The 25970-nt window shown below is 61.1% G+C and carries 27 protein-coding genes; 5 read left to right on the forward strand and 22 right to left on the reverse strand.

The window, feature by feature from the left end:
- Nucleotides 1–146 precede the first annotated feature (146 nt).
- Nucleotides 147–791 (forward strand): C40 family peptidase, encoded by a 645-nt coding sequence (locus tag GOQ25_RS10115; protein WP_160350343.1) that lies wholly within the window; start codon nucleotides 147–149, stop codon nucleotides 789–791.
- Here GOQ25_RS10115 and GOQ25_RS10120 read toward each other — a convergent pair.
- From GOQ25_RS10120 to lptF, 5 genes are all read right to left on the reverse strand, one after another.
- Nucleotides 788–1114 carry a DUF2325 domain-containing protein gene (locus tag GOQ25_RS10120; protein WP_160350344.1) on the reverse strand — a complete coding sequence of 109 codons (327 nt, stop codon included), beginning with the start codon at nucleotides 1112–1114 and terminating at the stop codon, nucleotides 788–790. The two genes, GOQ25_RS10115 and GOQ25_RS10120, sit on opposite strands and share 4 nt — an antisense overlap.
- A 253-nt stretch (nucleotides 1115–1367) precedes the next feature.
- Nucleotides 1368–2312: a CysB family HTH-type transcriptional regulator gene (locus tag GOQ25_RS10125; protein ID WP_160350345.1), complete on the reverse strand. Its 945-nt coding sequence runs from the start codon at nucleotides 2310–2312 to the stop codon at nucleotides 1368–1370.
- Nucleotides 2313–2487: 175 nt separating this feature from the next.
- Entirely contained in the window at nucleotides 2488–3981 is a 1494-nt protein-coding gene (locus tag GOQ25_RS10130; RefSeq protein WP_160350346.1) for a CoA-acylating methylmalonate-semialdehyde dehydrogenase, read from the reverse strand.
- Between the two features lie 123 nt (nucleotides 3982–4104).
- Entirely contained in the window at nucleotides 4105–5322 is a 1218-nt protein-coding gene (locus GOQ25_RS10135; protein ID WP_160350347.1) for an ABC transporter substrate-binding protein, read from the reverse strand.
- A 102-nt stretch (nucleotides 5323–5424) separates the two neighbouring features.
- The gene (gene lptF / locus GOQ25_RS10140) at nucleotides 5425–6522 is read right to left on the reverse strand and encodes an LPS export ABC transporter permease LptF (RefSeq protein ID WP_160350348.1); all 1098 of its coding nucleotides are present in this window, start codon (nucleotides 6520–6522) and stop codon (nucleotides 5425–5427) included.
- Between the two features lie 54 nt (nucleotides 6523–6576).
- On the opposite strand from lptF, the gene GOQ25_RS10145 reads away from it, so the two are divergent.
- The 4 genes from GOQ25_RS10145 (at nucleotide 6577) to GOQ25_RS10160 (ending at nucleotide 9945) form a co-directional block, all read left to right on the forward strand.
- On the forward strand, nucleotides 6577–8073 hold the full coding sequence (locus GOQ25_RS10145; RefSeq protein ID WP_160350349.1) for a leucyl aminopeptidase: 1497 nt from the start codon (nucleotides 6577–6579) through the stop codon (nucleotides 8071–8073).
- A gap of 52 nt (nucleotides 8074–8125) precedes the next feature.
- Nucleotides 8126–8569 (forward strand): DNA polymerase III subunit chi, encoded by a 444-nt coding sequence (locus GOQ25_RS10150; RefSeq protein ID WP_160350350.1) that lies wholly within the window; start codon nucleotides 8126–8128, stop codon nucleotides 8567–8569.
- Between the two features lie 18 nt (nucleotides 8570–8587).
- Complete coding sequence (locus tag GOQ25_RS10155) at nucleotides 8588–8956, forward strand: hypothetical protein (RefSeq protein WP_160350351.1); 369 nt, start codon at nucleotides 8588–8590, stop codon at nucleotides 8954–8956.
- A 278-nt stretch (nucleotides 8957–9234) separates the two neighbouring features.
- The gene (locus GOQ25_RS10160) at nucleotides 9235–9945 is read left to right on the forward strand and encodes a Bax inhibitor-1/YccA family protein (protein WP_160350352.1); all 711 of its coding nucleotides are present in this window, start codon (nucleotides 9235–9237) and stop codon (nucleotides 9943–9945) included.
- Between the two features lie 83 nt (nucleotides 9946–10028).
- Here the strand turns inward: GOQ25_RS10160 and recO are convergent, their stop codons facing one another.
- The 17 genes from recO to GOQ25_RS10245 form a co-directional block, all read right to left on the reverse strand.
- A complete protein-coding gene (recO, locus tag GOQ25_RS10165; RefSeq protein ID WP_160350353.1) occupies nucleotides 10029–10616 on the reverse strand; it encodes a DNA repair protein RecO in 588 nt (195 codons plus the stop codon).
- Complete coding sequence (gene era / locus GOQ25_RS10170; RefSeq protein ID WP_160350354.1) at nucleotides 10609–11499, reverse strand: GTPase Era; 891 nt, start codon at nucleotides 11497–11499, stop codon at nucleotides 10609–10611. The genes recO and era overlap by 8 nt, the downstream gene beginning before the upstream one ends.
- Nucleotides 11496–12257: a ribonuclease III gene (gene rnc / locus GOQ25_RS10175; protein ID WP_160350355.1), complete on the reverse strand. Its 762-nt coding sequence runs from the start codon at nucleotides 12255–12257 to the stop codon at nucleotides 11496–11498. The genes era and rnc overlap by 4 nt, the downstream gene beginning before the upstream one ends.
- Before the next feature lies 1 nt (nucleotide 12258).
- The gene (lepB, locus tag GOQ25_RS10180; RefSeq protein WP_160350356.1) at nucleotides 12259–13143 is read right to left on the reverse strand and encodes a signal peptidase I; all 885 of its coding nucleotides are present in this window, start codon (nucleotides 13141–13143) and stop codon (nucleotides 12259–12261) included.
- A 22-nt stretch (nucleotides 13144–13165) separates the two neighbouring features.
- On the reverse strand, nucleotides 13166–14959 hold the full coding sequence (gene lepA, locus GOQ25_RS10185) for a translation elongation factor 4 (protein ID WP_160350357.1): 1794 nt from the start codon (nucleotides 14957–14959) through the stop codon (nucleotides 13166–13168).
- 190 nt (nucleotides 14960–15149) lie between these two features.
- Nucleotides 15150–16634 (reverse strand): DegQ family serine endoprotease, encoded by a 1485-nt coding sequence (locus GOQ25_RS10190; RefSeq protein ID WP_160350358.1) that lies wholly within the window; start codon nucleotides 16632–16634, stop codon nucleotides 15150–15152.
- Nucleotides 16635–16676: 42 nt separating this feature from the next.
- Nucleotides 16677–17681, reverse strand: a complete 1005-nt coding sequence (locus GOQ25_RS10195) for a MucB/RseB C-terminal domain-containing protein (protein WP_160350401.1) — start codon at nucleotides 17679–17681, stop codon at nucleotides 16677–16679.
- A 50-nt stretch (nucleotides 17682–17731) separates the two neighbouring features.
- Nucleotides 17732–18232 (reverse strand): sigma-E factor negative regulatory protein, encoded by a 501-nt coding sequence (locus GOQ25_RS10200; RefSeq protein ID WP_160350359.1) that lies wholly within the window; start codon nucleotides 18230–18232, stop codon nucleotides 17732–17734.
- A gap of 12 nt (nucleotides 18233–18244) precedes the next feature.
- Nucleotides 18245–18844, reverse strand: a complete 600-nt coding sequence (gene rpoE, locus GOQ25_RS10205) for an RNA polymerase sigma factor RpoE (protein WP_160350360.1) — start codon at nucleotides 18842–18844, stop codon at nucleotides 18245–18247.
- Between the two features lie 384 nt (nucleotides 18845–19228).
- Nucleotides 19229–20458 (reverse strand): beta-ketoacyl-ACP synthase II, encoded by a 1230-nt coding sequence (fabF, locus tag GOQ25_RS10210; protein WP_160350361.1) that lies wholly within the window; start codon nucleotides 20456–20458, stop codon nucleotides 19229–19231.
- Between the two features lie 178 nt (nucleotides 20459–20636).
- Entirely contained in the window at nucleotides 20637–20876 is a 240-nt protein-coding gene (acpP, locus tag GOQ25_RS10215; protein WP_003813816.1) for an acyl carrier protein, read from the reverse strand.
- Between the two features lie 126 nt (nucleotides 20877–21002).
- Nucleotides 21003–21758: a 3-oxoacyl-ACP reductase FabG gene (gene fabG, locus GOQ25_RS10220; protein WP_160350362.1), complete on the reverse strand. Its 756-nt coding sequence runs from the start codon at nucleotides 21756–21758 to the stop codon at nucleotides 21003–21005.
- Between the two features lie 54 nt (nucleotides 21759–21812).
- Nucleotides 21813–22742: an ACP S-malonyltransferase gene (gene fabD / locus GOQ25_RS10225; RefSeq protein WP_160350363.1), complete on the reverse strand. Its 930-nt coding sequence runs from the start codon at nucleotides 22740–22742 to the stop codon at nucleotides 21813–21815.
- Nucleotides 22743–22832: 90 nt separating this feature from the next.
- Nucleotides 22833–23819 carry a beta-ketoacyl-ACP synthase III gene (locus tag GOQ25_RS10230; protein WP_160350402.1) on the reverse strand — a complete coding sequence of 329 codons (987 nt, stop codon included), beginning with the start codon at nucleotides 23817–23819 and terminating at the stop codon, nucleotides 22833–22835.
- On the reverse strand, nucleotides 23819–24883 hold the full coding sequence (gene plsX / locus GOQ25_RS10235) for a phosphate acyltransferase PlsX (protein ID WP_160350364.1): 1065 nt from the start codon (nucleotides 24881–24883) through the stop codon (nucleotides 23819–23821). Before plsX ends, GOQ25_RS10230 begins: the two co-directional genes overlap by 1 nt.
- 46 nt (nucleotides 24884–24929) lie before the next feature.
- Nucleotides 24930–25112: a 50S ribosomal protein L32 gene (gene rpmF, locus GOQ25_RS10240; protein ID WP_026640362.1), complete on the reverse strand. Its 183-nt coding sequence runs from the start codon at nucleotides 25110–25112 to the stop codon at nucleotides 24930–24932.
- 52 nt (nucleotides 25113–25164) lie between these two features.
- The gene (locus tag GOQ25_RS10245) at nucleotides 25165–25782 is read right to left on the reverse strand and encodes a DUF177 domain-containing protein (RefSeq protein ID WP_160350365.1); all 618 of its coding nucleotides are present in this window, start codon (nucleotides 25780–25782) and stop codon (nucleotides 25165–25167) included.
- Nucleotides 25783–25970: the final 188 nt, after the last annotated feature.

Raw genomic sequence — 25970 nt, forward strand, 5'->3', positions numbered from 1 at the left:
AACCCATTTGGCCTGCGAATCCGTCTGAAATGCGGCCCTAAGGCGCTGTAACAGGGATGACGAGGTGTGAGTGTTTGATAGAATCGCTGCACTTCAATGCCAACCCTCTATCGCCAACCGGCGGTCTTCCAGCTCATAACGTATCTATGACGCGCGCGAACCCCACGCCTTGCGAAGTCTTTAGTTTCCGTATCCCGGGTCTGATGATTGCCGCTTGCTGCCTGGTGTTGGCAGGTTGCGCGGCGCCGCGCCAGAGCGCTGATGTGTTCATCATCGATGACCAAGATATCGCGCTCGCCTCGTTATCAAACGATCCAATAGGCGCACTGACCAAGAGCGCTGGCAAGCACGGTATCTCGCGTCAGCCAGTGGCAATGGCAGGGGCAAGCAACGCACTGATCGACGAGGCGCTGGAGCTCATCGGCATTCGCTATCGATATGGCGGCTCATCGCCCGAGACGGGGTTTGACTGCAGTGGCTTCGTGGCCTACACCGCCCAGCGCGCGCTCGGCTTGAAATTACCGCGTAACGCGGCCGCCATTGCCTCGATTGGCGCGAACGTCGACAAAAAGCAGCTGCAGCCTGGGGATCTGGTGTTTTTCAACACGCTGGGCCGCCGCTATTCCCACGTCGGCATCTATTTAGGCGAAAACCGTTTCGTGCATTCGCCCAGCGCCGGCGGCGCGGTGCGTATTGAAAGCATGACCATGGCCTATTGGTCCAAACGCTATAACGGCGCGCGCCGCTTGGACGGTAACTACGTCGCTGCGGCCGGTTCCGCCAGACGTTAACCCGCGGTCCCGCAGTGCCTGCCGCAAAGGCCGCACTGCTGCAGCGCCTGTTGCATGCTACATACCGAGCGCCGGCACGCCACGACTCGGATTCCCCCACGCTGCGCCGCATTGCGAAACGTCTTCATGACGTTATGGCCCAGAAAATCCGTCAGCAAAATAACCAGTTGCGTCCCCGAGGGTAATTGCAAGGTTTTCTTCTGATGCGACGGGTCGCGCCCACTGATGTGATGCGTGATTGAAATATTGTGGCCTTTAAGCAGATCCGGAATATTTCCCAGCCGGTCCGCGCCTACCACCACCGCACTTAGCGCTGCTGTCATGATCATCACTCCAGAGGTTTAAACGATTGGTGTTAATGATAATGATTCCCATTATTTTGGGCAACTTAAATGAGATCGGTTCTTATTTAATTATTCAATCAGGTCTGCCATTGGGATAGCGGCATGCGGGAGTTCCGGACCGACTTGCCGGCCGAAGCCCACACCATGCCGTCTGCCGTATATTGAAGGACATGAAAAAACCCGGCTTTGCGCCGGGTCAAGAAATCGCCATTCGCTATCCGCCACGCCTGCACTAAGGGCGTCGACTCTGCACGGCCTCCGTCACCACCTCGCGCGTCAACGCCGGGGCCATCATTTCCAGGAACGTGTAGACATAATCGCGCAGAAAAACCCCCGCCTTCACGCCCACGCGGGTGGTATGCGTGCCAAAGAGGTGTCCCACCGGCAGTCCAACCAGGTTGCCATCGCGGCGCGGATCATAGGCCACGCCCGCGATAATGCCGATGCCCAAGCCCACATCCACATAAGTTTTGATCACGTCGGCGTCAATGGCCTCCAGCACGATATCGGGATGTACGCTCTGGCTCGCAAAAACCTCGTCGATGGTGCTGCGGCCGGTAAATGCGCGATCGTACGTGACGATGGGATATTCGGCCAGTTGCGTCAGCGTGATGTTGCGCGCCTCGCTGGAGGTCAGATCCGCCAAGGGATGGTCCGGCCGCACCACCACCGTATGCTCCCAGGTGTAGACCGGCAAGGTAGCCAGCCCAGGCGTGAGCGCGAGCGACTCGGTCGCCAATGCCAGATCCGCCTGTTCATGCAGCACCATCTCGGCCAATTGAGCGGGGCTACCCTCGGCCAACGACAGGTGGACTTTCGGAAACTGCTGTCGAAACGCGGGGATGACACGCGGCAATAGATACCGGGCCTGAGTGTGGGTGCAGGCAATCACCAGCCCGCCTTCATCCCGGCGCGCGAATTCGTCGCTGACTTTTTTCAGGTTATCGACTTCGCGCATGATGCGGTCGATCACCTGCGACACGGCTAAACCGGGCTTGGTCAGGCCCTTGATGCGCTTGCCATGACGCTCGAAGATCTTGATACCGAGCTCGTCCTCAAACTCAATGATCGCTTTAGACACCCCGGGTTGAGAGGTGTACAACATACGCGCGGCTTCCGTCAGATTGAAGTCGCGGCGTATCGTTTCTCGCACAAAGCGAAACTGCTGAAGATTCATGATGGCCCCGTATATGTCGGAACCATTATAGGTAATATAGAAGGCGATTTATATTACTTATTGGCATTTGTAAATTTAGGGCAAGCGCGCCCTGCCGAATAGGGTAGACGCCACGCGCCCGCGCAGGCAAGCGCATGGCTTCTTGCGGCCTGCGCTGCGTGGGCACCCTCTTCGTTCAACGCATAGAAATGGTCGTATTCACCGTCCGGCCATGCGCGGACCAGCGCGCCGTAACCGTCTTGGTTTGCGTCCAGAACTGCACGGCCTGTTTGCCATTGGGCCCCAGGTCACCCAGTTTGGATCCTCGCGAACCCGTGAAGCTGAACCAAGCGACCGGCACCGGAATGGGAATATTGATGCCCACCTGCCCGACATCGATATTGTTCTGGAAATAACGCGCCGCGCCGCCATCCTGAGTAAACAGCGCCACGCCGTTTCCGTTCGGATTGCGGTTGATAAACGCCACCGCCTCTTCCAAGGTTTCGACCCCGACCACGCACAGAACCGGTCCAAAAATCTCCTCTTTATAGACGGTCATGTTTTCGGTCACACCGTCGAATACCGTGGGTCCGACGAAATTGCCTTGTTCGAATCCCGCGATCGTTGGATTGCGCCCATCTAGCAGCAGCTTGGCGCCCTCCTCTATACCTTGCTGAATCAGGCTTTCCACGCGCTTTCTGGCTTGCGGCGATACCAGCGGCCCCAGATCGGCGTCGCGGTCCGTGCCGGCATTGACTTTCAGCTTCTTCGCGCGCTCGACAAAATCAGGCAGCCAGTTGCGCGCCTCGCCCACCAGCACGGCGACCGAGGCGGCCATGCAGCGCTGCCCGGCCGCGCCGAACGCCGCGCCCAGCAGTTGGTTCAACGCGACCTCCGGATCCGCATCCGGCAAGATCACGCAGTGGTTTTTCGCGCCCATCATGGCCTGACAACGCTTGCCCGCATCCGAAGCGCGCCGATAGATCTCGGTGCCCACGCGCGTGGACCCGATGAACGAAATCGCCTTGATATCGGGATGTTCGCAAATCGCGTTAGCGATCTCCGGGCCGCCATGCACGACGTTCAACACACCCGGCGGCAATCCGGCTTCCAGCGCGAGTTGCGCGAGAAACAGCGACGAGGTGGGGTCCTGCTCGGACGGCTTGAGCACGAACGTGTTTCCGCAGGCCACGGCAATCGGGAACATAAAGCACGGCAACATCACCGGGAAATTAAACGCGGTGATGCCCGCGCACACCCCCAGCGGCTGGATCAGCGTGTACACATCGATGCCGCCCGCGGCATTCTCGGCGTATTCGCCCAGCTGCAATGAAGCGATCGAGCAGGCATGTTCGACCACTTCCAGGCCGCGCCCGACTTCGCCTTCGGCATCCGGCAAGGTTTTGCCATGCTCGCGGGTGATCATTTCCGCTAATTTGGTCGTATTCGCGCGCAGCAGCTCCTGCAACTTCAGCATGACGCGCATGCGGGTACCTTGCCCGCTGTTGCGCCAGGTCTGAAATGCTGCTTTGGCACTGGCTACGGCCCGGTCCAGCTCATCACGCGTGGCGAATGGCACACGCGCTACGACTTCTTGGGTCGCCGGATTGATGACATCGCGCCATTCGCTGGTCTGCGACTGCACGAGTTGGCCATCGATCAATAGCGGTACGCGGGGGACTTCACTCATACTGGCTCCTTATGGGAGAAGGAAACACCATGCCGGCGGGATGCCGGTCAGTGATACCGGTCTACGGCGACAGCGCTCGTCACGTGCATGGGCTGGCGAACGCGCCGCCGTATCAACAGCGATTTACTGCTTAAGTAATGGACAAGTCGATTCCGACAGCGGCTGGAATGCCTCGGCCGCTGGAATGGTGGCGATGAGCTTCGAATAGTCCCACCCGCCTTTGGACTCGTCGGGTTTCTTCACCTCGTACAAGTACATGTCGTGGATCACACGCCCGTCGGGACGGATGCTGGCGTTGCGCATAATCGGGTCCTGGATCGGCAACTCGCGCATCTTGTCGGCGACGACTTTGCCTTGCGTGCTACCCGTGGCGGCCACGGCGCGCAGATAGTGCAGCACGCTCGAATACACGCCCGCCTGCGTCATGGTCGGCTTCAAGCCGCGAAAGGCTTTCTCGAACCGCGCCGACCAGTCGCGCGTGGCGTCGTCATAGTCCCAATAGAAACCGTCGACATACGAAAGACCCTGCGCATTGTCCAACCCCAATGCCCGCAGATCCGAGAGGAAAATCAGCAGCGACACCAATCGCTGGCCGCCTTCGACGATGCCGAATTCGCGCGCCTGTTTGACCGCATTGACCGTGTCTTGTCCGCCGTTGGCCAAGGCCACGACCTGGGCCTTGGAGCTTTGCGCTTGCAGCAGGTACGAGGCGAAATCCGGCGCGTTCAAGGGATGGCGCACCGAGCCCGCCACGGTTCCGCCCAGCGCTTTAACGGCTTTGGCCGTATCGGCTTCCAGTGAATGGCCAAATGCATAATCCACGGTGATGAAATACCAGGACTTGCCGCCCGCGCGTACCGTCGCTTTGGCGCCGCCGGCGGATTGGGAATAGGTGTCGAACATCCAATGAAAACCGACCGGCGAGCATTCTTTATTGGTCAGCGCCGTGGTTGCCGGACCCGAGAACATCACGACTTTGTCTTTTTCGCGCGCAATGCCCTGCACCGCCAGCGCCACGGCCGAGTTCGTCAGGTCGGCAATCGCCGTGACACCGTCCCGATCAAACCATTCGCGCGCGCGAGCCGCGCCCACATCCGCTTTATTCTGATTGTCGGCCGAGACAAGCTCGATTTTCATGCCTTTGCATTCGGCGGCCAGACAATCGTCAATCGCCATCTGAGCAGCGGCGACAGACCCTGGTCCGCCCATCGCGGCGTACGTGCCTGACATATCCGTCAGCACCCCGATCTTGACCGGCGGCTTATCGGCCGCCCAAGCTGAACCGCAACAAATCGCGCCCAAACACCAACCAGCGGCCAAGCCGCGAGCGTAGCGTGTCATGATGGTTGTCTCCGGTGATTATTATGATCGTCGCGGACCCTATGCACCGTCGGTCCGACGACCTAGTGTAGAGGGGCGATCTTCATCCGGCAACCCTGGGAATTACGCGTCTTTGGGTGCCTTTACCCGCAAACGCCGCCATAACAAATACATGGCAAACGCGAACACCACGGCATGAATCGCCCACACCCCCACGCTGAACGGCAGCTTGCCGCTACTGATCCAGGCTCTGGAGAGATTCATCAGATTCATATAAAGCAGGCCCACCAGCCCGGCGATCAACAAATCGCCCGAGCGCCCGAGACGCGGATTGACGGCGCCTAATGGCACGGCCAACAAAGCCAGATTCAACGCCGCGATCGGCAGGGAAATTCGCCACATGATCTGTGCCCAGGCGCTGTCCGTATCGTCAGCCACCAGCTGCAATGTCGGCCGCGCCTTGCTGGATCGCTCTGCCGCTGCGCGAGCCTCGGCCATCGGGTCGCCCGATTTGCTCTCCAAGCGCACCCCATACTGATCGAAATCGACCAACCGAATTTCGGGAGTGCCAGGTTTTAAGTCGTAGCGATGGCCGCTGCCGAGCACCAGGAACCGGTCACCATTGGGTTCGGTCTGGATGCGTGCATTGTCAGCAGTCATGACGCTATGCCACTCTGGACCCGTTTCGCGGGCAAATACATTGCCCAACTCGTGATCCTTGGAGGTCGGCGCCTCCGCAAAAAACACGCGCTGGCCATCGTTGGACTCGGCAAATTGACCGGCGGCGACTTTTGACAGGTCCGAGCGTTGTTCGAACCGTTCGCGATATTCCGCGATCTGGCGATATGCCCAAGGCGATGCACCCAAGGTCAGAAACGCCACCACAATTGCCACCGGCACCGCGACCCGCAGCACAGGACGCAACCAGTCCGCCAACGACAGTCCGCTGGCAAACCACACCACCATTTCAGACTCGCGATAATTGCGCGTGACAGTCGTCAATACGGCGATGAACAGCGACACCGCCAATACCGTCGGCAGCGCGGTAATGGTAGAGAAAGCAGCAAGTCCGAATACGACGTCCGCGCCAATAGAGCCACCGGCGGCCTCACCCAAAAGCCGGACCAGCAGCACGCTCAGCCAGACGACAATCAAGGTGGAAAACACGACCCCAGCGTGGCTGGTGATTTCAGTGACGACAGACCGTTTAAATAAAGACATGTGAGAATATGCGGGATAATCAACCGCACTGCACCACGCACACGGGAATCCTTCATGGAATTTAGCACACAGACCACCGCTTCCCCGCACCAAATCAAGACGGCCGCATTGGCGGTTGGCGTCTTTGCCGATGGCGAACTCAGCCCCGCCGCAGATGTCATCGATCGCGCCAGCAACCAGGCGTTGCGCAATATCGTCAAAACCGAGTTTCGTGGCCGGCCCGGCAACACGCTGGTGCTGCGCGCCCTGCCCGGCGTGACCGCGCAACGTGTCGTGTTGGTCGGCCTGGGTAAGCAAAACGAATACAACGCGCGCGCGCATGCCAAGGCCGAACAGGCCTTCGCCTCCGTCTGCGTCAGCGCTCGGATCACCGAAGGCGTGTCGACGCTGGCCGCGATTGCGATCGAAGGCGTCGATCTACGCGCACGCGCTCGCGCCGCTGCCATTGCCGCCGGCGCTGCGACCTACCACTATGACGCCACGTTTGGCTCGCCCGACCGCGACGATCGTCCGAAACTCAAGAAGATCGTACAAGTCGTCGAGCGCGCCGATGTCGCGGCCGCGCAGCAAGGCCTGCGCGAAGGCGCCGCTATCGCTCGCGGCATGGACCTGACCCGCACGCTGGGCAACTTACCCGGCAATGTCTGCACCCCCACCTATCTCGGCGATACGGCCAAGAAACTGGCCCGCGAGTTCCCCTCGCTGAAGGCCGAAGTGCTCGACCGTAAGCAAGTCGAGGCGTTGGGCATGGGTTCGTTCCTGTCCGTGGCCCGTGGGTCCGAGGAACCACTGCGCTTTATCGTGCTGCGCCATCAGATCAAGGCTGCCAAAAAGGCCAAGACCGGTCCGGTTGTGCTAGTCGGCAAAGGCATCACATTCGATGCGGGCGGTATTTCGCTCAAGCCGGCGGCGACCATGGACGAGATGAAATACGACATGTGCGGCGCGGCCAGCGTACTTGGCACGTTCCGCGCGCTGGCGGAATTGGAGCTGCCCGTGGAGGTCGTGGGTCTCATCCCGGCTTGCGAGAACTTGCCCAGCGGCAAGGCCAACAAACCCGGCGACGTCGTGACCAGCATGTCCGGGCAGACCATCGAGATCCTGAACACCGACGCCGAAGGCCGCCTGGTCCTGTGCGACGCGCTGACCTACGCCGAGCGCTTCAAGCCCTCGGCCGTCATCGACATCGCCACGCTCACGGGCGCGTGCGTAGTGGCGCTGGGCCACGTGAACACGGGCCTCTTCTCGACCGATGACAGCCTGGCCGACGCGTTGCTGGCCGCTGGCAAACAGTCGCTCGACACCGCCTGGCGCATGCCCATGGACGATGCCTACCAGGAACAGCTGAAGTCGAATTTCGCCGACATCGCCAACATCGGTGGCCCCCCGGCCGGATCGGTGACGGCGGCTTGCTTCCTGTCGCGCTTCACCAAAGCCTATCGTTGGGCGCACCTGGACATCGCCGGCACGGCGTGGCGCGGTGGCAAGGACAAGGGCGCGACCGGCCGTCCGGTGCCGCTACTGATGCAATTCCTGCTGGATCAGGCCTGATCATGTGGGAGTTGCAATGCCCTGACCGGCATTTGCCCGCGCGTGTGGGCCCATGACGCGAATTGATTTCGCCTTTGGGGCCAACGACCGGCTGCGCGCGGCCTGCCAGGTGGCGCGCAAGCGTTATCAGGCAGGCCAGCGGCTGGTGGTATATTGCAGTGAAGGCGCCCGCCTCACGGCGTTCGACCGATTGCTCTGGGCTTTTGACGACGTCGCGTTCGTGCCTCATGTGCTGGCCACGGACCCGCTCGCGGCGGTCACGCCCATTGTGCTGACCGCAGCAACGCCCGTGGCGGACGCAGCGGATGCCGCCGACGCGCGTTGGCTCATGAACCTCGACGACGAGTGCCCGCCGGGCTACGAGGCGTTTCCCCGCTTACTCGAGATCGTGACCACCGAACCTTCGGATGTCCAGAACGCGCGTCAACGCTGGCGTGCCTACCAGGCCGCCGGACATACGTTGCATGCCCACGATCTGGCCGGACGTCTGGCTTAAGCCAAGCAGGAGCACTCTATGCCGCAGTACACGGATCCCGGGATTCCTACCCTCACGCAACGCGCCGAACCGTCTCTGGGAACGGCGTACGAAGCGCCGGTGGGCCCCTCGGATGACGACTTTCCTGTCCTGACGGACGTAGCCGCCCATCCCGACATGCCGGCCGAGCCGAGCATCGCAGATGCCGCCGGCCCGCAGCACGCAGTACCCGCGTCGACGGGCAGCGCTGATCCAACGCTGACCGTCCTCAGAGCCGCGCTGCAAGCGGAACTGGAGCAGGCGCTGAATCAGGCGGTAGAGGACGCAGCCGCCGACCTGCGCAGCCGGCTGGAGGCGGAACTGCCCGCCCTTATTGACCGCGCGGTGCGCCAGGTGCGGCCGGGCTGATCAGAACGCGGGCCGTAGGCCGTCAACGTATCCAGACTTTCCCTGAGAGCGGACTTGCCGCGGCGCTACGCCTGTAAGATGCGTGCTGCCCCGAGAAGTCGCAAAACTTGCATCGGCATGCCTTGTCTAAGGGATGGATGCCCTCATATAGGGTAAGACTCGACTGATCAGCCCCGAATTTCCCAGATAAGTAGATTTTTCAGGGAACTGTAAGGTATCCTATCTCTCTAAGTACTTGGGGCAACCCTTGCGTTTGCCGTACACAGGAGCCGTCCATCATGAATCAGTACCGTCCTTCACCATTTAACCGCTCCGGCACCCTGGCCGGCGCCCCGGGCGAAGTCGTCCGCAATCAAGTCCTGCGCAACACCTACTGGCTGCTGGCGCTGTCATTGATCCCGACCGTGCTGGGTGCGGCGGTGGGTCTGTACACGGGCATAAACCAGGTCATGATGGCCAGCCCCGGCTTGTCGGCGGGCATCTTCCTGATTGGCGCCTTTGGCCTGATGTTCGCCATCGAGAAGAACAAGAACAGTTCGCTGGGCGTGGTCCTGCTGCTGGCCTTTACCTTCTTTATGGGCGTGATGCTCTCGCGCTTGCTGGGCTTCGTGCTCGGTATGGGCAATGGCGCACAGTTGGTCATGACAGCGTTCGGCGGCACCGCCGTGGTGTTTGGCACGATGGCCACGCTGGCCACGACGCTCAAGCGTGACCTGTCTGGCATGCAGAAATGGTTGTTTACCGGCGCGGTGGTGATTCTGGTCGCAGCGTTGGCCAACATCTTCCTGCAGTTGCCCGCGCTGATGCTGACCATTTCGGTGCTTGCGATTGTGATCTTCTCGGCTTTCATGCTGGTGGATCTGCAACGCGTCGTGAATGGCGGCGAGACCAACTACGTGTCCGCCACGCTGGCGATCTATCTGGACGTCTACAACGTCTTCTCGAACCTGCTGATGCTGCTGGGCATCTTCGGCGGCAATCGGGACTAAGCTTCTACGATGCCGTGAGGCATCGGCAGACGCAATAAAGGCTACGCAATGCGTAGCCTTTATTGTTTGCGGGTGCTGTGGATTTACAGGCGCTGCAGATCGAGCAGCACACGTCGCGTGGACAAAGGCCGCCCGACCAGATTGGCAGCCAAACGCTCACGCAGGTCTTGCCGCAAACCGGCCTCGATAGTCGGGTCGTCAAAGTCGGGCAAGGCGCCTTCGATGCCGTAGCCCGTCTCGGCCAGCAACGTCCATTCGAAGCGACGCAAGGCGCCGGCCGCGCGCCCGCCTTCGGCGAGTTGCTGCAAGGCAAAGTCATACGCGTCGAACAGTGCGGGATGCGCGTCATCGCGCGGCAAGATGCGTAGCAGCAGTTCGTTCATGTACCAGGCAGACATGAGCGCGGTGCCTTTCAGCGGGCGAATGCCTGCGACCTCGGCGCGGGTCAGGGTTTTGACTTCGCCCGAGCCGCTCCACGACAGCAGCAGCGGCTGAAAGGCCGACAAGACCGGTCGCAGGACAGAATATGGGCGCTTGGCGCCCTTGGCGACCAGGGCCACACAGCCATGGTCGCGGGAAAAACTTTGAACAATCAGGGAGGTTTCGCGCCACGGCGTGGCGTGGAGCATAAATGCCGGGCAATCCTGGACGCGATGCGCCCTTCTACTCATAGCCCAGGTCGCGCAAGGCGCTTTCGCGATCGGACCAACCCTTGCGCACCTTGATGTAGACCTCAAGATGGACAGGCTTATCCACCAGTTTGGCGATGTCCTGACGCGCCTCGGTGGCGATACGCTTCATGTGGGCGCCACCCGAGCCGAGCAGGATAGGACGATGACTTTCACGTTCGACCACCACGCAGGCCGCGACGCGCACACCGGCCTCGTTTTCTTCCCACTGCTCGATGACCACGGTCGAACCATAAGGCAATTCGTCGCCAACCAGGCGGAAGATTTTCTCGCGCAGCAACTCGGCCGCGATAAAGCGCATCGGCCGGTCAGTGAGCGTGTCCTCTTCGAATAGGGGCTCCCCCTCGGGCAGCCGCGCGGAGATTTCCTGCAGCAGCTGATCCAATTGTTGCGACTTTAGCGCGCTGACGGGCACCACGGCGTCATACGGGTGCAGCGCCACGAGCTTAGAGACAAACGCAAACAACTCATCGCGCCGTTTGAGCGCGTCGATCTTGTTCACCACCAGAATCGTGCGCTTGGGATCGGGCAGCAGCGGCAGCAGCTTGGCGTCGCCTTCGGACCATTTGCCGGCTTCGACCACATGCACAACCACATCGACATCGGCCAGGGTCTGCGTCACCACCCGGTTCATCATGCGGTTCATCGCGCCGCCATGACGCGTCTGAAAGCCCGGGGTGTCCACGAAAATAAACTGCTCGTGCTCGCGGGTGAGCACGCCATGAATACGGTGGCGCGTGGTTTGCGCCTTGCGCGACACGATGGAAATTTTCGTACCGATTAGGGCGTTGGTCAGGGTGGACTTGCCCACATTGGGACGGCCCACCACGGCCACGAAACCAGTACGGAAGGGAATATCGCTCATTTGATCTCTTGAGCAACGGCCACCGGGAGTGACAGCTGCGCGGTTTTACGGGCTTTGCCCGATTTGCGGGCGGGACGTCCGGTAGGACTGGCGGCCAACGCCGCCTCTAGCGCCATCTTGGCGGCACCTTGTTCGGCGGCGCGACGGCTCGCGCCCGGGGCAACGATTTTGATGTCCAAGGCTGGGATCGAACATTCCACCTCGAACTGCTGATTGTGCGCAGCGCCGTGCGTCGCCACGACGGTATATTGCGGCAAAGCCATCTTTCGGCCCTGCAGGAACTCTTGCAACAAGGTTTTGGCGTCCTTGCCGAGCGTGGCCGGGTCAACGCTGGCCAGCACGGGTTCGTATTGATGCGATATGACTCTGCGCGCCACCTCGAACCCGCCATCCAGGAACGCCGCGCCAAAAATCGCCTCGACCGCATCAGCCAAAATAGACGGGCGGCGGAATCCACCGCTTTTGAGTTCGCCCTCGCCCAGGTGCAGATACTGCGAGAGCTCCAGGCGCTGGGCGATGTCCGCCAGCGACGCTTGTTTGACCAAATTGGCGCGCACCCGGGACAAATCGCCTTCGTCCAGTTTGGGATAGCGATCGAACAGCAGGGCCGCCACAACGAAATTGAGTACGGAATCGCCCAGAAATTCCAGGCGCTCGTTGTGCCGGGCACTATGGCTGCGATGCGTCAGGGCCTGCTCGAGCAGGCCCACATCGCGAAAGCGATAGTCCAGGCGGGTTTCCAGCGTGGCTAGTGACATGTTAGTTAAAGCTGCCAATGCGGCCGAGGTCGCTGAAGTTCATCCAAATAAAGAAGGCTTTCCCGACGATGTTTTCGTCCGGGACAAAACCCCAATAACGGCTGTCGGCACTGTTGTCCCGATTGTCGCCCATGACGAAATAATTGCCTTCAGGTACTTTACAGCGTACTCCATTGCGGGCGTACTGGCAGTTCTGGATGTAAGGAAACTGCCAGATCGGGCCGTATACCTGGGGTTTATTCTCGTCCAGCAAGATCTGGTGGTCTACTTCGCCCAGCTTTTCCTTGTATTGCGCGATGTACGAGACGCGGTCTGGCTCGAAATATTCCCCGTCCTTGACGTGCGGCACAAGCTCGCCGTTGATGTAGAGCTTTTTATCCACGTAGGCGACCTCGTCGCCCGGCAGACCCACGACGCGCTTGATGTAATCGACGCTGGTATCGACGGGATAGCGAAACACCACCACATCGCCGCGCTGGGGCGAGCCCACGTCGATGATTTTCTTGTCGATGACAGGCAGACGCACGCCATAGTCGTACTTGTTGACCAGGATCAGATCGCCCGACTGCAAGGTCGGCAGCATGGAACCCGACGGAATGCGAAAGGGCTCGACCACAAAAGATCGCAGCACGAACACAAACAAGATGACCGGGAAAAAGCTGACCGCATATTCCACCCACCAGGGCGCGCGCGCAGCCGATTCCTGGGCGGCCTGGCGCATGCGCGTGGCTTCCTGCGGATCGGTCACGTAGCCCGTGTCTACCGCCGCGGCGGCCTCGCGCCCGCGCGCTGCGCGCCGCTGGCGTAGCACCGTGATGTCCAACGCCCAAATTACGCCGGTCACCACCAACAGCACGAACAGGATCAGCGCGAAATTCCAACTCATAGAGGGCCGCCTTCTTTATTGACTACTTGTCTTCGACTTGCAGGATAGCCAGGAAGGCCTCTTGCGGGATTTCCACGCTACCGACTTGCTTCATGCGCTTTTTACCCGCCTTCTGCTTTTCCAGGAGCTTCTTCTTGCGGGTGATGTCGCCGCCATAGCACTTGGCCAACACGTTCTTGCGCAGCGCCTTGACGTTTTCGCGGGCAATCACCTCGGCGCCGATGGCAGCCTGGATCGCCACATCGAACATCTGGCGCGGGATGAGGCCACGCATGCGCGTGACCACGTCGCGCGCACGATAGCGTGCGTTGGCGCGGTGCACGATCATGGCAAGCGCATCGACGCGGTCGCCGTTGATCAGCAGGTCGACCTTCACCACATCGGCCGAACGGTATTCGAGGAACTCGTAGTCCATCGACGCATAGCCACGCGAGACGGATTTGAGCTTATCGAAGAAGTCGAGCACGATTTCGGCCAGCGGGATTTCGTAGGTCAAATGCACCTGACGACCGTGGTAGCTCATGTTGATCTGAATGCCGCGCTTTTGGTTGCACAGAGTCATGACCGGGCCCACATATTCCTGCGGCATGAACAGCGTCACTTTGACGATGGGCTCGCGGATATCGGTGATGGTGCCGACCTCCGGCATGCGTGCCGGGCTGTCGATCACGGCCAACGTGCCGTCGCGCTGCACGACCTCGTACACCACCGACGGCGCGGTGGTGATGATGTCCATGTCGAATTCGCGCTCCAGGCGCTCCTGCACGATTTCCATGTGCAGCAGACCCAAAAAGCCGCAACGGAAACCGAAGCCCAGCGCCTGGGAGACCTCGGGCTCGAACATCAGCGCGGCATCGTTGAGCTTGAGCTTTTCCAAGGAATCACGCAGTTGGTCGTATTCCGAGCTTTCTACCGGATAGAGACCGGCGAACACCTGCGGCTTGACCTCTTTGAAGCCCGGCAGCGGTGCCGGCGCGGGCTTGCCGGCCAGCGTAATGGTGTCGCCCACCTTGGCTGCGGCCAGTTCCTTGATACCGGCGATGATAAAGCCCACCTCACCGGCCGAGAGCTTCGTGCGCGGCTGAGACTTGGGCGTGAAGACACCGAGCTGTTCGCACAAATGCGTCGAGCCCGAGGCCATCAAATGAATTTTGTCCTTCGGATGCAGCACGCCGTTGACGATACGCACCAGCATCACAACGCCCACGTAGTTATCGAACCACGAGTCGATGATGAGTGCCTGCAAGGGCGCATCCGGGTCGCCCACCGGCGGCGGCACGCGGGCGACCACGGTTTCGAGGATCTCGTCGATGCCCATACCAGTCTTGGCGCTGGCAAGCACGGCTTCGCTGGCGTCGATGCCGATGACGTCTTCGACTTCCTGGCGAGCCGAATCGGGATCGGCCTGGGGCAAGTCCATTTTGTTGAGCACAGGCAAGACTTCCACGCCCAACTCAATCGCGGTGTAGCAGTTCGCCACCGTCTGCGCTTCGACGCCTTGCGAGGCATCGACCACCAGCAGCGCGCCTTCGCACGCCGAGAGCGACCGGCTGACTTCGTACGAGAAGTCCACGTGTCCCGGGGTGTCGATCAGGTTCAGGTTATAGACCTTGCCATCTTTGGCGCGATATTCCAGCGCCGCCGTCTGGGCCTTGATAGTGATGCCACGCTCGCGCTCGATATCCATGGAATCCAGCACCTGCGCGGACATTTCACGCGCCTCCAGCCCGCCACAACGCTGGATCAGCCGATCGGCCAAGGTCGATTTGCCATGATCGATGTGGGCAATGATGGAAAAGTTGCGAATATGCTGCATAGAGTGGATTTATAAGGGACAAAACGCGCGCACCAGGCGCACGGCGTGGAAGTCAATTCAAGCAGCCACCGAAAACGGGCTGCCGTGCCTAGCCGCCCGACCGCGTATTAGCCCAGGGACTCGCAAAAACGAGGGGGCGCATTGCGCCCCCTTTCTTGTGGCAACCAGCTATTTTAGCCGGTCTTGCTGCTTATTTGGACGGCTCGATCGCAACCCACTGCGCCTGCTCGCCACGACGGACCAACAAACCGGCCGCCTTGCCCTTGGGGAGCTTGCCAACCAGGCTGTTGAACTGCGCCGCATCGGTAATATCGGTCTGGTTCAGCGCCAGCACAATATCGCCCGATTGCAGGCCCACCGCACCGGCCGGCCCGGAGGCAGCACGGACCAGCGCGCCACCCTTGATGCCCAGCTTGCGCTGCAGTTCTTCGGGCACGTCCGCCACGATCAGTCCCAGGGCGTTGGTGCTGGTTTCCGCCTCGGGCTTGGCCTTGCTGGCGGCCTCGGCCGACTTCGCCTGCAACTCGCCAACCTTGACCGACAGTGTGACCATCTTGCCGCGACGCCAGACTTCCATATCGGCGCGTGTACCGGGCTTGGTCTGGCCGACGATACGCGGCAAATCGGACCAGCGCTTCACGGCTTCGCCGTTAAAGGACACAATCACGTCGCCAGCGCGTACACCGGCGTCGCCTGCCGGGCCTTCGGCCTCGACGTTGCTCACCAATGCGCCCTCGGCCTTGGGCAAACCGATGGCTTCAGCCACGTCTTTACCGACTTCGCCGATTTGCACGCCGATACGGCCACGCGTCACCTTGCCGTTCTCGCGCAGTTGGTCGGCTACGCGCATGGCCTCGTCGATAGGAATAGCCAGCGAGATACCCATGAACCCGCCGCTGCGCGACACGATCTGCGAGTTGATCCCGACCACTTCGCCATTCAGGTTGATGAGCGGTCCGCCCGAGTTACCGGGGTTGACCGCAACGTCGGTCTGGATGAAAGGCAGATACTCGCCGGTATCACGGCTGATGGCGCTGACGATGCCTGCCGTTGCCGTCGAATCCAAACCGAAGGGCGATCCGATAGCCAGGACCCATTGGCCTTTCTGCAAGCGCTTGGGATCACCGATCTTCAGCGGCGTCATGTCCTTGGCGTCGATCTTGATGAGTGCCACGTCCGTGCGCTCGTCGGTGCCAATGACCTTGGCCTTGAATTCGCGGCCGTCGGTCAACGTGACATAAATGTCCGCTGCGTCGCTGACCACGTGGTTATTGGTCAGGATGTAGCCGTCGGCCGAGATAAAGAAACCCGAGCCCACGCCACGTGGCACCTTGCGCTCTTCCGGCGCCTGGCGCGGGGCTGGCTGAGGTTGTGGCACGCCGGGACCCTGGAAATCGGGGCCGAAGAACCAACGGAACAATTCATAAGGATCGTTGGTGGCGCCGGGCGCGCGCACGGGGACGGTAGCCGTCGTGCGAATGTTGACGACCGCGGGGTCCGCCTTGGCGATGATCGCACTGAAATCAGGCAGCGCCACCGCGGGGCCAGCCGCCGCCGGAGGCGTTTGAGCTAGAGCTGGCGCCGTCGGTCCGAAAGCGCCGGCCAGCAGAACAGCCGAGAGAACGGTGGGGGCAAAGCGCCGCAAAAAAGGGGTCGACACTGAATGTGATTCCATGAGAGAGAACTCCGAAAACTCCCCAGACCTTTTACAGGCTCGTTATTGTGACTTCGAAACCGGGACGTATTCAGTCGAGGTCGCCAGCTGTTCCAATGTCGCAGCCGGGACTTCACCCAACGCGGTCAACCAGAAGTCCGCGATGCGCGTGCTGTAAATATTGATCGCACCGCGCCGCACAGCACCCTCGGCCATCGGTTGTTCATGCTGCTTATCGTAGGGCTCAATGAACACCGAAATCGCCGCGAGGCCATCCGACAACACCAGTTGATTGACCTTGTTGCGTCCCATTGAGCGCGCGACTTGCATAACCGCTACAAAACCGCCTGGGGCAGGAATACGCCAGCCTTGCGCAGCTAGGTCTACGGGCTCAACGGGGGGTTGGACAACCTTCCAGTCACGAATGTTCCACGGAGATTGCAATTCTTTTGGATCTACCCCATCACCCACGCGTATCGACGAGAACGACACCTGTTCGATGACGCGCTGGTCATGATCGACCGTTTGGGCGCGCAGCAGTAAGTTGGTCTTCGCATCCGCGCAGAGGCGATAACCATAACGCTGTCCGTCACGCGGCTGAATCGTGATCAGCCGGCATTGGCGGTCCGCGACGCGATGCATGCCGTCTTGCAAACGGATGTCGTAGTACTGCGCCAATTCTTTCGGGTTACCGAGCAGCAAACCCGGAAAGCGGTCGCCCCGGCGCGGCTCCATCAAGACGGTTTTACGCTCGGGGATGAGGCACTGAATCTCATCGTTGTGCCGCAGATATTCTCGCGGCTGACCATCGAGGATTTCCAATCGTTCGCGTTCGCCCGTGCCATCGACCAGATGCACCAGACGCGAAGACTGTATAGCCTCGCCTTGCTGGTACATGAAGACGCCCGAGTAGTCTTGCTTGCGCGCCGCCTGCTGGATGTCATAGAGCAACTGCACGGCGGCATCCGGGCCAGCGCTTTGCGCTTGGGCGCTATTCTGACTCGCCGCGAACCCAACAAGCATCAAGGCCGCGAAGGCCCACGCGGCGCCATCGACGGGCCGGCGCATCGACCGGGCACGATTGAACACGGGACGACAGAACTGTTGCAGCTGCGCGATCAACGTCCTACTCCGCCATCGAAAGACACCTGACGCACGGCGCTGGGGCCCGCCATCTGGCGATGCGCTTCCAGGTAATCACGTAATACAGGAGTTTCGTTGAGGGAGGCGTCCGCCACCGTACGAATCTCGCCGGGGCCGGTAGCGCCGCCCATCACATACGGCTGCGCCACCCAGGCAACGGTCGCCACGGCGGCGGCCACGGCCAGGCCAGACAAGCCCATCCGGATGGGCGAACGACGTCGCTGCGGCGCGACGATAGGCAGCTCGGCATCGAGCGCGCGCGACAGCCGCGCCTGAAAGTCCGCGCTCGGACGCACGGCAAGATCCGAGTTACGCAGGGCATCGCCTATCAGGTGATAAGTGTCCCAGGTACGGCGGCCTTGCTCGCTGGCCAATTCGGAAAAATGAATGTCGGACGACTCTCCGTCCATCCACGCGGACAACGATTCCTCTAGGGATAATTCGGTCTCGACCGCGGATTTTGCTGTTGACTGCATGACTGCCGCTCCTTACCAACGACGCTCGGCATCGGTATCCAGCAACGGACGCAATTGGGCGGCAATGGCTTCCCGCGCACGGAAAATGCGCGAGCGTACCGTTCCAATTGGACAGTCCATGCTCTGGGCGATGTCTTCGTAACTCATACCTTCGATCTCACGCAGCACGATAGCCGTGCGCAACTCTTCGGGCAAACCATCGATAACGGCATTGACCGTCTCGGCGATTTCCCGGCTTGCGACCATGGATTCCGGCGTGCTGATGTCTGTTAGGTTGTCTGTTTCGTTAAAAGTTTCACCGTCTTCGCTTTCTATTGCATTTGGCGCACTGGGACGACGGCCGGCCGAGGCCAGCCAGTTGCGCGCGGTGTTGACGGCAATGCGGTAAAGCCAGGTGTAAAAGGCGCTTTCGCCCCGGAATTGAGGCAGTGCGCGATACGCTTTGATGAAGGCTTCCTGGGCCACGTCCTCGATTTCCGAGGGATCGCGGATCATGCGCCCAAGCAGCCGCAGGATCTTGCGCTGGTACTTGAGCACCAGCAGATCGAAAGCTTTTTTATCCCCGCGCTGGACGCGGGCGACCAATTCGGCGTCTACGTCGCGCTCGCTCATGAAGCGTTCCTAGAGTCGTGAGACCGCAGGCGCCGGGCCGCACTGACCAGTATGCATAGACGGCGCCATGCTCGGGCGGGCACTAAAGGCTGCCAGATAGAAAGATGCAGGCAGTCTGCGCCCTGCCCCGCGGACCCGGTCTGCAATTGCAAATAAAGCCAGAACGGCCCGCGCCGGCTGTCGCGCAGCACGGCGGGAAACCAGCTGCGGCCCAGGCGAATTTGCCAGGTTCTGCTGCCCGCCACCGCACGCAGTGCGCGGGCGCGGACAGGGCGGCGCCCATGCGTCTGAGCCAAAGCCGGCTCGGACGCTGGCCGGGCCCGCCGGATCGGACGCAGTGGCACGCACTGCGTCCAGGAACTGGACTCCCGAAGGACGCCCAAATTAGATCCGGCGAACGGCCATGGAGCCGTTGGTGCCGCCAAAACCAAAGGAATTGGAAATTGCGACATCGATCTTCAGGTCCCGCGCCTCGTTGGCGCAGTAGTCCAGATCACACTCGGGATCCTGGTTAAAGATGTTGATCGTCGGGGGCGACTTCTGGTTGTACACCGCCAGCGTCGTGAACACAGCTTCGATACCGCCGGCCGCGCCCAACAAGTGACCCGTCATCGACTTCGTCGAATTGACCACCAGTTTCTTGGCGTGATCACCAAAGGCGAGCTTCAGTGCGTCGGTTTCGTTCTTGTCACCCAACGGCGTCGAGGTACCGTGCGCGTTGACGTAGTTCACCTCGTCGAGGTTAATGCCGCCATTGCGCAGCGCGTTGATCACGCCACGACGCGGACCATCCTTGTCCGGTGCAGTGATGTGATGCGCGTCGGAGCTCATGCCGTAGCCCGCGAACTCGCCATAGATGCGAGCGCCACGCTTTTTGGCATGCTCGTATTCTTCGAGCACCAGGACACCCGCGCCTTCGCCGAGCACGAAGCCATCGCGATCACGATCCCAGGGACGCGAAGCGGTGGTCGGATCATCGTTACGCGTGGACAAGGCGCGCATCGCGGCAAAGCCACCGATACCCAAGGGCGAAACCGTGGATTCCGCACCGCCGGCGACCATGACGTCGGCGTCGCCGTATTCGATCAGACGCGCGGCATCTCCAATGCAATGCAAGCCCGTCGTGCAGGCCGAAACGACGGCGTAGCTCGGGCCTTTCATGCCAAAGCGAATCGACAATTGACCGGAAATCAGGTTGATCAACGAGGCCGGCACGAAAAACGGCGAGATACGACGCGGTCCCTTGGCCAGAAACTCGGTCTGCGTTTCCTCGATGCGCGGCAGGCCGCCAATGCCGGAGCCTACGATGACGCCGATACGCTCCGCGTTTTCCTCGGTCACGGTCAGACCGCTATCTTGCCAAGCCTGGATGCCCGCGGCCATGCCGTAATGGATAAAAGTATCCATCTGGCGGGCTTCTTTGGCGGGCATGTACTGCGTGACGTCGAAGTCTTTGACCTCACCGGCGATGTGCGTGGTGATGGCTGAAGGATCGAAACGGGTGATGCGGCTAATGCCGGAACGTCCGTTGACGATATTGTCCCAGGCTGTGGAGATATCGTTGCCCACGGGCGATACGATACCCAGGCCAGTAATGACGACTCGTCGCTTCACGGAGGACTCCTAAAACAGACAAAAGAAAGGCGGTTCTCGGATGCGCCATGCGAACGGCACACCAGCAGACGTATCTTAACAATACCCTGCCAGCGAACCGCACGACACCCCTGAAACCGCCCCGATCCCGATCGCCAGCCGAAAACGGCATGACGGCGGGAAAATTTACAGGCTGCGCTTACTGCTTACCGTGCGAATTGATGTAATCAATCGCTTGCTGCACGGTCGTGATCTTCTCGGCCTCTTCGTCGGGGATCTCGGTCTCGAACTCGTCTTCGAGCGCCATGACCAGTTCCACCATGTCGAGCGAATCGGCACCGAGGTCGTCAAGGAAGGAGGATTCGTTCTTGATCTCGGCTTCGTTCACGCCAAGTTGTTCAGCGACGATCTTCTTGACGCGCTGTTCGATGCTTTCCATGCAGATCTCCAATTGGGAAAAATCCCGCGAATTATAGCTAAGCGCAGAGGAATGCAAACGCCTAGCCGTGAGAAAAGTAACTTTACGCCCGTGGGCGTACCCTAAAACCGGCCCTGAAAGACCGATTTATTGCATATACATTCCGCCGTTGACGTGCAGCGTGGTCCCGGTAATGTAACCCGCTTGCGGGCTCGCTAAAAAGGCCACCGCGTGCGCGATATCTTCGGCCGCGCCCAAACGCCCCAACGGAATTTGCTGCATCAGCGCCGAGGTCTGAGCCTCGCCCAACGCACGGGTCATGTCCGTGTCGATGAAACCCGGGGCGACGCAGTTGACCGTGATATTACGGCTGCCCAATTCACGAGCCAGCGCGCGCGACATACCGGCCACGCCTGCCTTGGCGGCAGCGTAATTGGCCTGGCCTGCGTTGCCGCTGGCGCCCACCACCGAGGTCACGTTGATGATACGACCCCAACGAGCCTTCATCATGCCGCGCATGACGGCGCGTGACAAGCGGAATACGGCCGCGAGGTTGGTGTCGATCACCGCGCTCCAGTCGTCGTCTTTCATCCGCATGGCGAGGTTATCGCGCGTGATGCCGGCATTATTGACCAAAATGTGAGGACCGCCTTCCGGGGCCTTGCTGAGCGTCTCGATCAACGCTTCGCTGGCTTGGGCGTCCGTCACATCAAGGACCACGCCGCGGCCACCGAACGGCGCGAGCGCTTCGCTGATGGCTTGCGCGCCCGACTCGCTGGTCGCCGTACCCACGACGATAGCACCGCGTTGCGCGAGTTCCAAGGCGATAGCCTTGCCGATCCCGCGCGTGGCGCCAGTGACGAGGGCCACTTTACCTTGCAGTTCTGCCAATTGTTTGTCCATGTCAGTTTCCGTGTATGTGGCGATGTGCGTGCAATGCCGAGGCGTGCCCCGGCGCTACGACAGCGTCGCCAGCGCGGCTTCGAGAGAGGCCGGATCGGTAATCGACAGACCAACGAGTTCGCTGTCGATACGCTTGGTCAATCCGGCGAGGACCTTGCCCGGCCCGCATTCGACCACGTGGGTAACGCCTTGGGCTTTCATGGCCTGCAGGGTTTCGACCCAACGAACCGGATGCCATGCCTGGCGCACCAAGGCGTCGCGGATGGCTTCGGGATCGGCGGGCGTGGCCACGTCAACGTTATTGATCACGGGCACTTGCGGAGACGCGAGGGAGATCTTGGAGAGCGCATCGGCCAGCACATCGGCGGCCGGGCGCAGCAGGCTGGAATGGAACGGCGCGGACACCGGCAACGGCAGCGCGCGCTTGGCGCCGGCTGCCTTGGCGGCCTCACAGGCGCGCTCGACAGCGGTTTTGTGGCCGGCGATCACGACCTGCGCGGGCGCGTTGAAGTTCACGGCTTCGACGACCTCGCCTTGCGCCGCCTCGGCGCACGCAGCGCGTACCGCATCGTCGCTCAGACCCAGGATCGCCGCCATGCCACCCGTACCCACAGGCACCGCGGCCTGCATGGCATCGGCGCGCACGCGCACCAGGCGCACGGCGTCTTCGAGTGCCAGACTACCGGCAGCCGTCAGGGCGGAATACTCGCCGAGGCTGTGACCGGCTACCAAGGCGGGCATCGGGCCGCCTGCGGCACGCCAGGCGGCGAACACCGCAACGCCGGCCGTCAGCATGGCGGGCTGAGTATTGGTGGTGAGGTTGAGCTGATCCGCGGGGCCCTGGGCGATCAGAGCGCCCAAATCCTGCCCCAACGCTTCACCCGCGCGCGCGACCACATCGGCCACGGCGGCATTGCCGGCCCAGACATCGAGCATGCCGACCGACTGAGATCCCTGGCCGGGAAAGACAAACGCGATTTTCATGATAGAAGCATCAACTGATTTCAGATTGGGAGAATACCCGAGATCGTGTGGAGGCCCGTCACCGGCGCGAGCCAGCGGCCCGCGCGACGGTCACATACGTGCCAACACCGAACCCCAAGTAAAGCCGCCGCCCACGCCCTGCATCAGGACGAGCTGGCCCGGCTGTACGCGCCCGTCGCGGCGCGCGGCGTCCAGCGCGAGCGGAACGCTGGCGGCAGACGTGTTGGCGTGCGAATCCACGGTGATCACGACCTTTTCGGTCGGCACGTGCAGCTTGCGCGCCAGGAAATTCAAAATACGGACATTCGCCTGATGTGGAATGAGCCAGTCCACGTCAGAGACTTCGACGCCCGCCTCGGCGCACACATCGCGCGCCGAACGATCCAGCACGGTGACGGCTTGCTTGAAGACGGCCTGACCATCCATGCGCAGGAACGGATCGCCCACCACCGCGCCGTAAGCCACATTGCCAGCGGCGCAGAGAATCTTGGTCTGCGAACCGTCGGCGTGCAGGTGCGCGGCCAGGATGCCCGGCTCGTCGGAAGCCTTGAGCACAACAGCGCCCGCACCGTCGCCAAACAATACGCAGGTGCTGCGATCGTTCCAGTCGAGGATGCTGGAGAAGACTTCGGCGCCGATCACCAGCGCGCAACGCGCCCGGCCGGCACGCACGAAGGCGTCCGCGGTGCTCAGGGCATAGACAAAGCCGCTGCAAACCGCCTGCACATCGAACGCCGCGCCGCCCTTGGCCCCAAGATTGGCTTGAACCAGGCAAGCCGTGCTGGGAAACACAAAATCCGGCGTGGAGGTCGCGACGACGATCAGGTCAACCTCGGCAGCGTCGACGCCCGCATCGGCCAACGCGCGGCGCGCGGCTTCGGTCGCCAGTTGGCTGGTGGTCACGCCACGTTCGGCCAAATGCCGTTGGCGTATCCCCGTGCGCTCGACGATCCATTCGTCGGACGTGGCGATATCGCGCGTCGCCAGTTCGGCGGCCAATTCGTCGTTGGAGACGACCCGCTCTGGCAGGAAGCTACCGGAGCCAGCGATCTTGGCGTATGTCATTACCTTATCCATCAAACGGTATTTCCAGCCGTGGCAGTCTCACCGGCTGCGGCATCGCCCAGTTGTGAGCGCTGAGTGATCAGCACCACGGTCTGGGCAGTGCGTTCCAGCAGTTTACTCACCACGGCTTCGCGCGCGCGTTGCAGGGCAAAGCCATACGCATACGCATCGGCCGAGCCATGGCTTTTGATCACCACACCGCGCAAGCCGAGCAACGCGGCACCGTTATACCGGCGGTTATCGACGCGGCCGCGCAGACGGTTCAGCACCGGCTTGGCGATGGCGCCAGCCAGGAGCGTGATGATGTTGCGCTTGAATTCCTCGCGAATCATGCTCGAGAGCATTTTCGCCAGGCCTTCCACGGATTTGAGCACGACATTGCCAACAAAGCCGTCACACACCACGACATCGACGGTGCCCTTGAAGATGTCGTTGCCCTCGACGTTGCCGTAAAAATTCAGCGGACTGCGGCGCAGCAGCTCGGCCGCCTCTTTGACGACCTCGTTGCCTTTGATGACCTCTTCGCCAATATTCAACAAGCCCACTGAGGGATTGTCGCGATGGTCCACCGCCTGCGTCAGCGCGGCGCCCATGATGGCGAACTGCAAGAGGTGCTCGGCCGTGCAATCGACGTTCGCCCCCAAATCCAGCACGGTGGTGGCCCGCCCGGTCTGATTGGGAATCGACGTGGCAATGGCCGGACGATCGATGCCGTCCAGCGTCTTGAGCACGTAACGCGAAATCGCCATCCACGCGCCGGTATTGCCAGCGGACACGCAGGCGTCGGCCCGCCCATCCTTGACGGCTTGAGCCGCCAGGCGCATGGACGAATCTTTTTTACGACGCAAAGCCACCTCGACCGGGTCGTCCATGGTGACGACCTCGGAGGCAGGGACGATTTCCAGGCGATCGCGCGGAACGGACTGATGTTCTTTCAGAGCCGTTTCGATAGCGTCAGGCAGCCCGACCAGCAACAAGTGGGTATCGGGAAACTGCCGGGCGAATTCGATCGCAGCCGGTATCGTGACGGGCAGACCGAAGTCGCCGCCCATGCAGTCAATAGCGATGCGTATCACAGTTGCAGATCAGCTGCTGCCGTGAGAAAAAGCGCTTTGCAGCAGCTTATTCGTCAGCTTTGGTCTTCAGGACCTTGCGGCCACGGTAGAAGCCGTTGGGGCTGATGTGGTGACGCAGATGCGTTTCGCCCGTGGTGGGTTCGATCGCGGTCGGAGGGTTGACCAGAAAATCGTGCGAGCGGTGCATGCCACGCTTGGACGGGGATTTTTTGTTTTGTTGAACAGCCATGATGACTCCTAGAAACGGGGCGCATTGTACGCGATGCGCGCCCGATGTTGATCTAATCTTTACGCTTTAGTTGTTCGAGCACCGCGAACGGCGACGGACGCTGGGTGGCAGACGCTTGCTGCGCGTCGCCGTCTTCGGCCTGCGCGCCCGGGCATACAAGATGCTTGGGCACGAATGGAATGCTCAAAATGAGCTCATCTTCAACCTGGGCCAACAGGTCAAATCGATGCGAACCCACGACCTTTTCAGGTAGCGAATCCACAACATCCGGATCTTGCGTATCCATAGACAGATCGTCGTCGAGCTCGTCCTCGGACTTGACCAACTGCAATACTGTCGAAGAATCTACGTCGAATACAAAGGGATCGTTGCAACGCTGGCAAATTAGGACCGGATGCGCCTCGACGTGCAGATGCAACAGCGGTTGATCGGCAGCAATGCTCGACCCGACCACGCCCTTGCCCATCTCGCCACGCACGGACCATCGCACCAGGCCCGCATCGCCCTGGGGCTGCTCGGGCAAACCCTCGATAGCGCGCGTCATGCGCGACAGCGGCACCTCGCCCTGCAGAGAACCACCCTGTCTGGCCAGCGCGAATGCATCGACTACGGTAGCCGCCGACACGGACCCGTGCGGCTTTGCCGCGCCTGCCCGTTGATTGTCACTCATGCGAACTCCGTAAACTTTGTTAGTCCCGAACCGCTGACCTTTCCGTCGAGGATCTGCCAAACTTTTCGGCGATACGACTCGTAGACAGAAAATCAGCGGCTTTAACCACAGCCTGCTTTAATGACGGCCGGCTTTAAACATTTACCGGCACGACAACGACACCTGAACGCACCTGGCATCATAGCCGC

Source organism: Bordetella sp. 15P40C-2 (genome assembly GCF_009763235.1).
Lineage (GTDB): Bacteria > Pseudomonadota > Gammaproteobacteria > Burkholderiales > Burkholderiaceae_B > Bordetella_A.

Excerpts from the sequence above, each read along its gene's own strand:
- GOQ25_RS10115 (WP_160350343.1), top strand. The coding sequence starts at position 147 with ATGACGCGCGCGAACCCCACGCCTTGCGAAGTCTTTAGTTTCCGTATC.
- GOQ25_RS10120 (WP_160350344.1), bottom strand. The coding sequence starts at position 1,114 with ATGACAGCAGCGCTAAGTGCGGTGGTGGTAGGCGCGGACCGGCTGGGA.
- GOQ25_RS10125 (WP_160350345.1), bottom strand. The coding sequence starts at position 2,312 with ATGAATCTTCAGCAGTTTCGCTTTGTGCGAGAAACGATACGCCGCGAC.
- GOQ25_RS10130 (WP_160350346.1), bottom strand. The coding sequence starts at position 3,981 with ATGAGTGAAGTCCCCCGCGTACCGCTATTGATCGATGGCCAACTCGTG.
- GOQ25_RS10135 (WP_160350347.1), bottom strand. The coding sequence starts at position 5,322 with ATGACACGCTACGCTCGCGGCTTGGCCGCTGGTTGGTGTTTGGGCGCG.
- lptF (WP_160350348.1), bottom strand. The coding sequence starts at position 6,522 with ATGTCTTTATTTAAACGGTCTGTCGTCACTGAAATCACCAGCCACGCT.
- GOQ25_RS10145 (WP_160350349.1), top strand. The coding sequence starts at position 6,577 with ATGGAATTTAGCACACAGACCACCGCTTCCCCGCACCAAATCAAGACG.
- GOQ25_RS10150 (WP_160350350.1), top strand. The coding sequence starts at position 8,126 with ATGACGCGAATTGATTTCGCCTTTGGGGCCAACGACCGGCTGCGCGCG.
- GOQ25_RS10155 (WP_160350351.1), top strand. The coding sequence starts at position 8,588 with ATGCCGCAGTACACGGATCCCGGGATTCCTACCCTCACGCAACGCGCC.
- GOQ25_RS10160 (WP_160350352.1), top strand. The coding sequence starts at position 9,235 with ATGAATCAGTACCGTCCTTCACCATTTAACCGCTCCGGCACCCTGGCC.
- recO (WP_160350353.1), bottom strand. The coding sequence starts at position 10,616 with ATGAGTAGAAGGGCGCATCGCGTCCAGGATTGCCCGGCATTTATGCTC.
- era (WP_160350354.1), bottom strand. The coding sequence starts at position 11,499 with ATGAGCGATATTCCCTTCCGTACTGGTTTCGTGGCCGTGGTGGGCCGT.
- rnc (WP_160350355.1), bottom strand. The coding sequence starts at position 12,257 with ATGTCACTAGCCACGCTGGAAACCCGCCTGGACTATCGCTTTCGCGAT.
- lepB (WP_160350356.1), bottom strand. The coding sequence starts at position 13,143 with ATGAGTTGGAATTTCGCGCTGATCCTGTTCGTGCTGTTGGTGGTGACC.
- lepA (WP_160350357.1), bottom strand. The coding sequence starts at position 14,959 with ATGCAGCATATTCGCAACTTTTCCATCATTGCCCACATCGATCATGGC.
- GOQ25_RS10190 (WP_160350358.1), bottom strand. The coding sequence starts at position 16,634 with ATGGAATCACATTCAGTGTCGACCCCTTTTTTGCGGCGCTTTGCCCCC.
- GOQ25_RS10195 (WP_160350401.1), bottom strand. The coding sequence starts at position 17,681 with ATGCGCCGGCCCGTCGATGGCGCCGCGTGGGCCTTCGCGGCCTTGATG.
- GOQ25_RS10200 (WP_160350359.1), bottom strand. The coding sequence starts at position 18,232 with ATGCAGTCAACAGCAAAATCCGCGGTCGAGACCGAATTATCCCTAGAG.
- rpoE (WP_160350360.1), bottom strand. The coding sequence starts at position 18,844 with ATGAGCGAGCGCGACGTAGACGCCGAATTGGTCGCCCGCGTCCAGCGC.
- acpP (WP_003813816.1), bottom strand. The coding sequence starts at position 20,876 with ATGGAAAGCATCGAACAGCGCGTCAAGAAGATCGTCGCTGAACAACTT.
- fabG (WP_160350362.1), bottom strand. The coding sequence starts at position 21,758 with ATGGACAAACAATTGGCAGAACTGCAAGGTAAAGTGGCCCTCGTCACT.
- fabD (WP_160350363.1), bottom strand. The coding sequence starts at position 22,742 with ATGAAAATCGCGTTTGTCTTTCCCGGCCAGGGATCTCAGTCGGTCGGC.
- GOQ25_RS10230 (WP_160350402.1), bottom strand. The coding sequence starts at position 23,819 with ATGGATAAGGTAATGACATACGCCAAGATCGCTGGCTCCGGTAGCTTC.
- rpmF (WP_026640362.1), bottom strand. The coding sequence starts at position 25,112 with ATGGCTGTTCAACAAAACAAAAAATCCCCGTCCAAGCGTGGCATGCAC.
- GOQ25_RS10245 (WP_160350365.1), bottom strand. The coding sequence starts at position 25,782 with ATGAGTGACAATCAACGGGCAGGCGCGGCAAAGCCGCACGGGTCCGTG.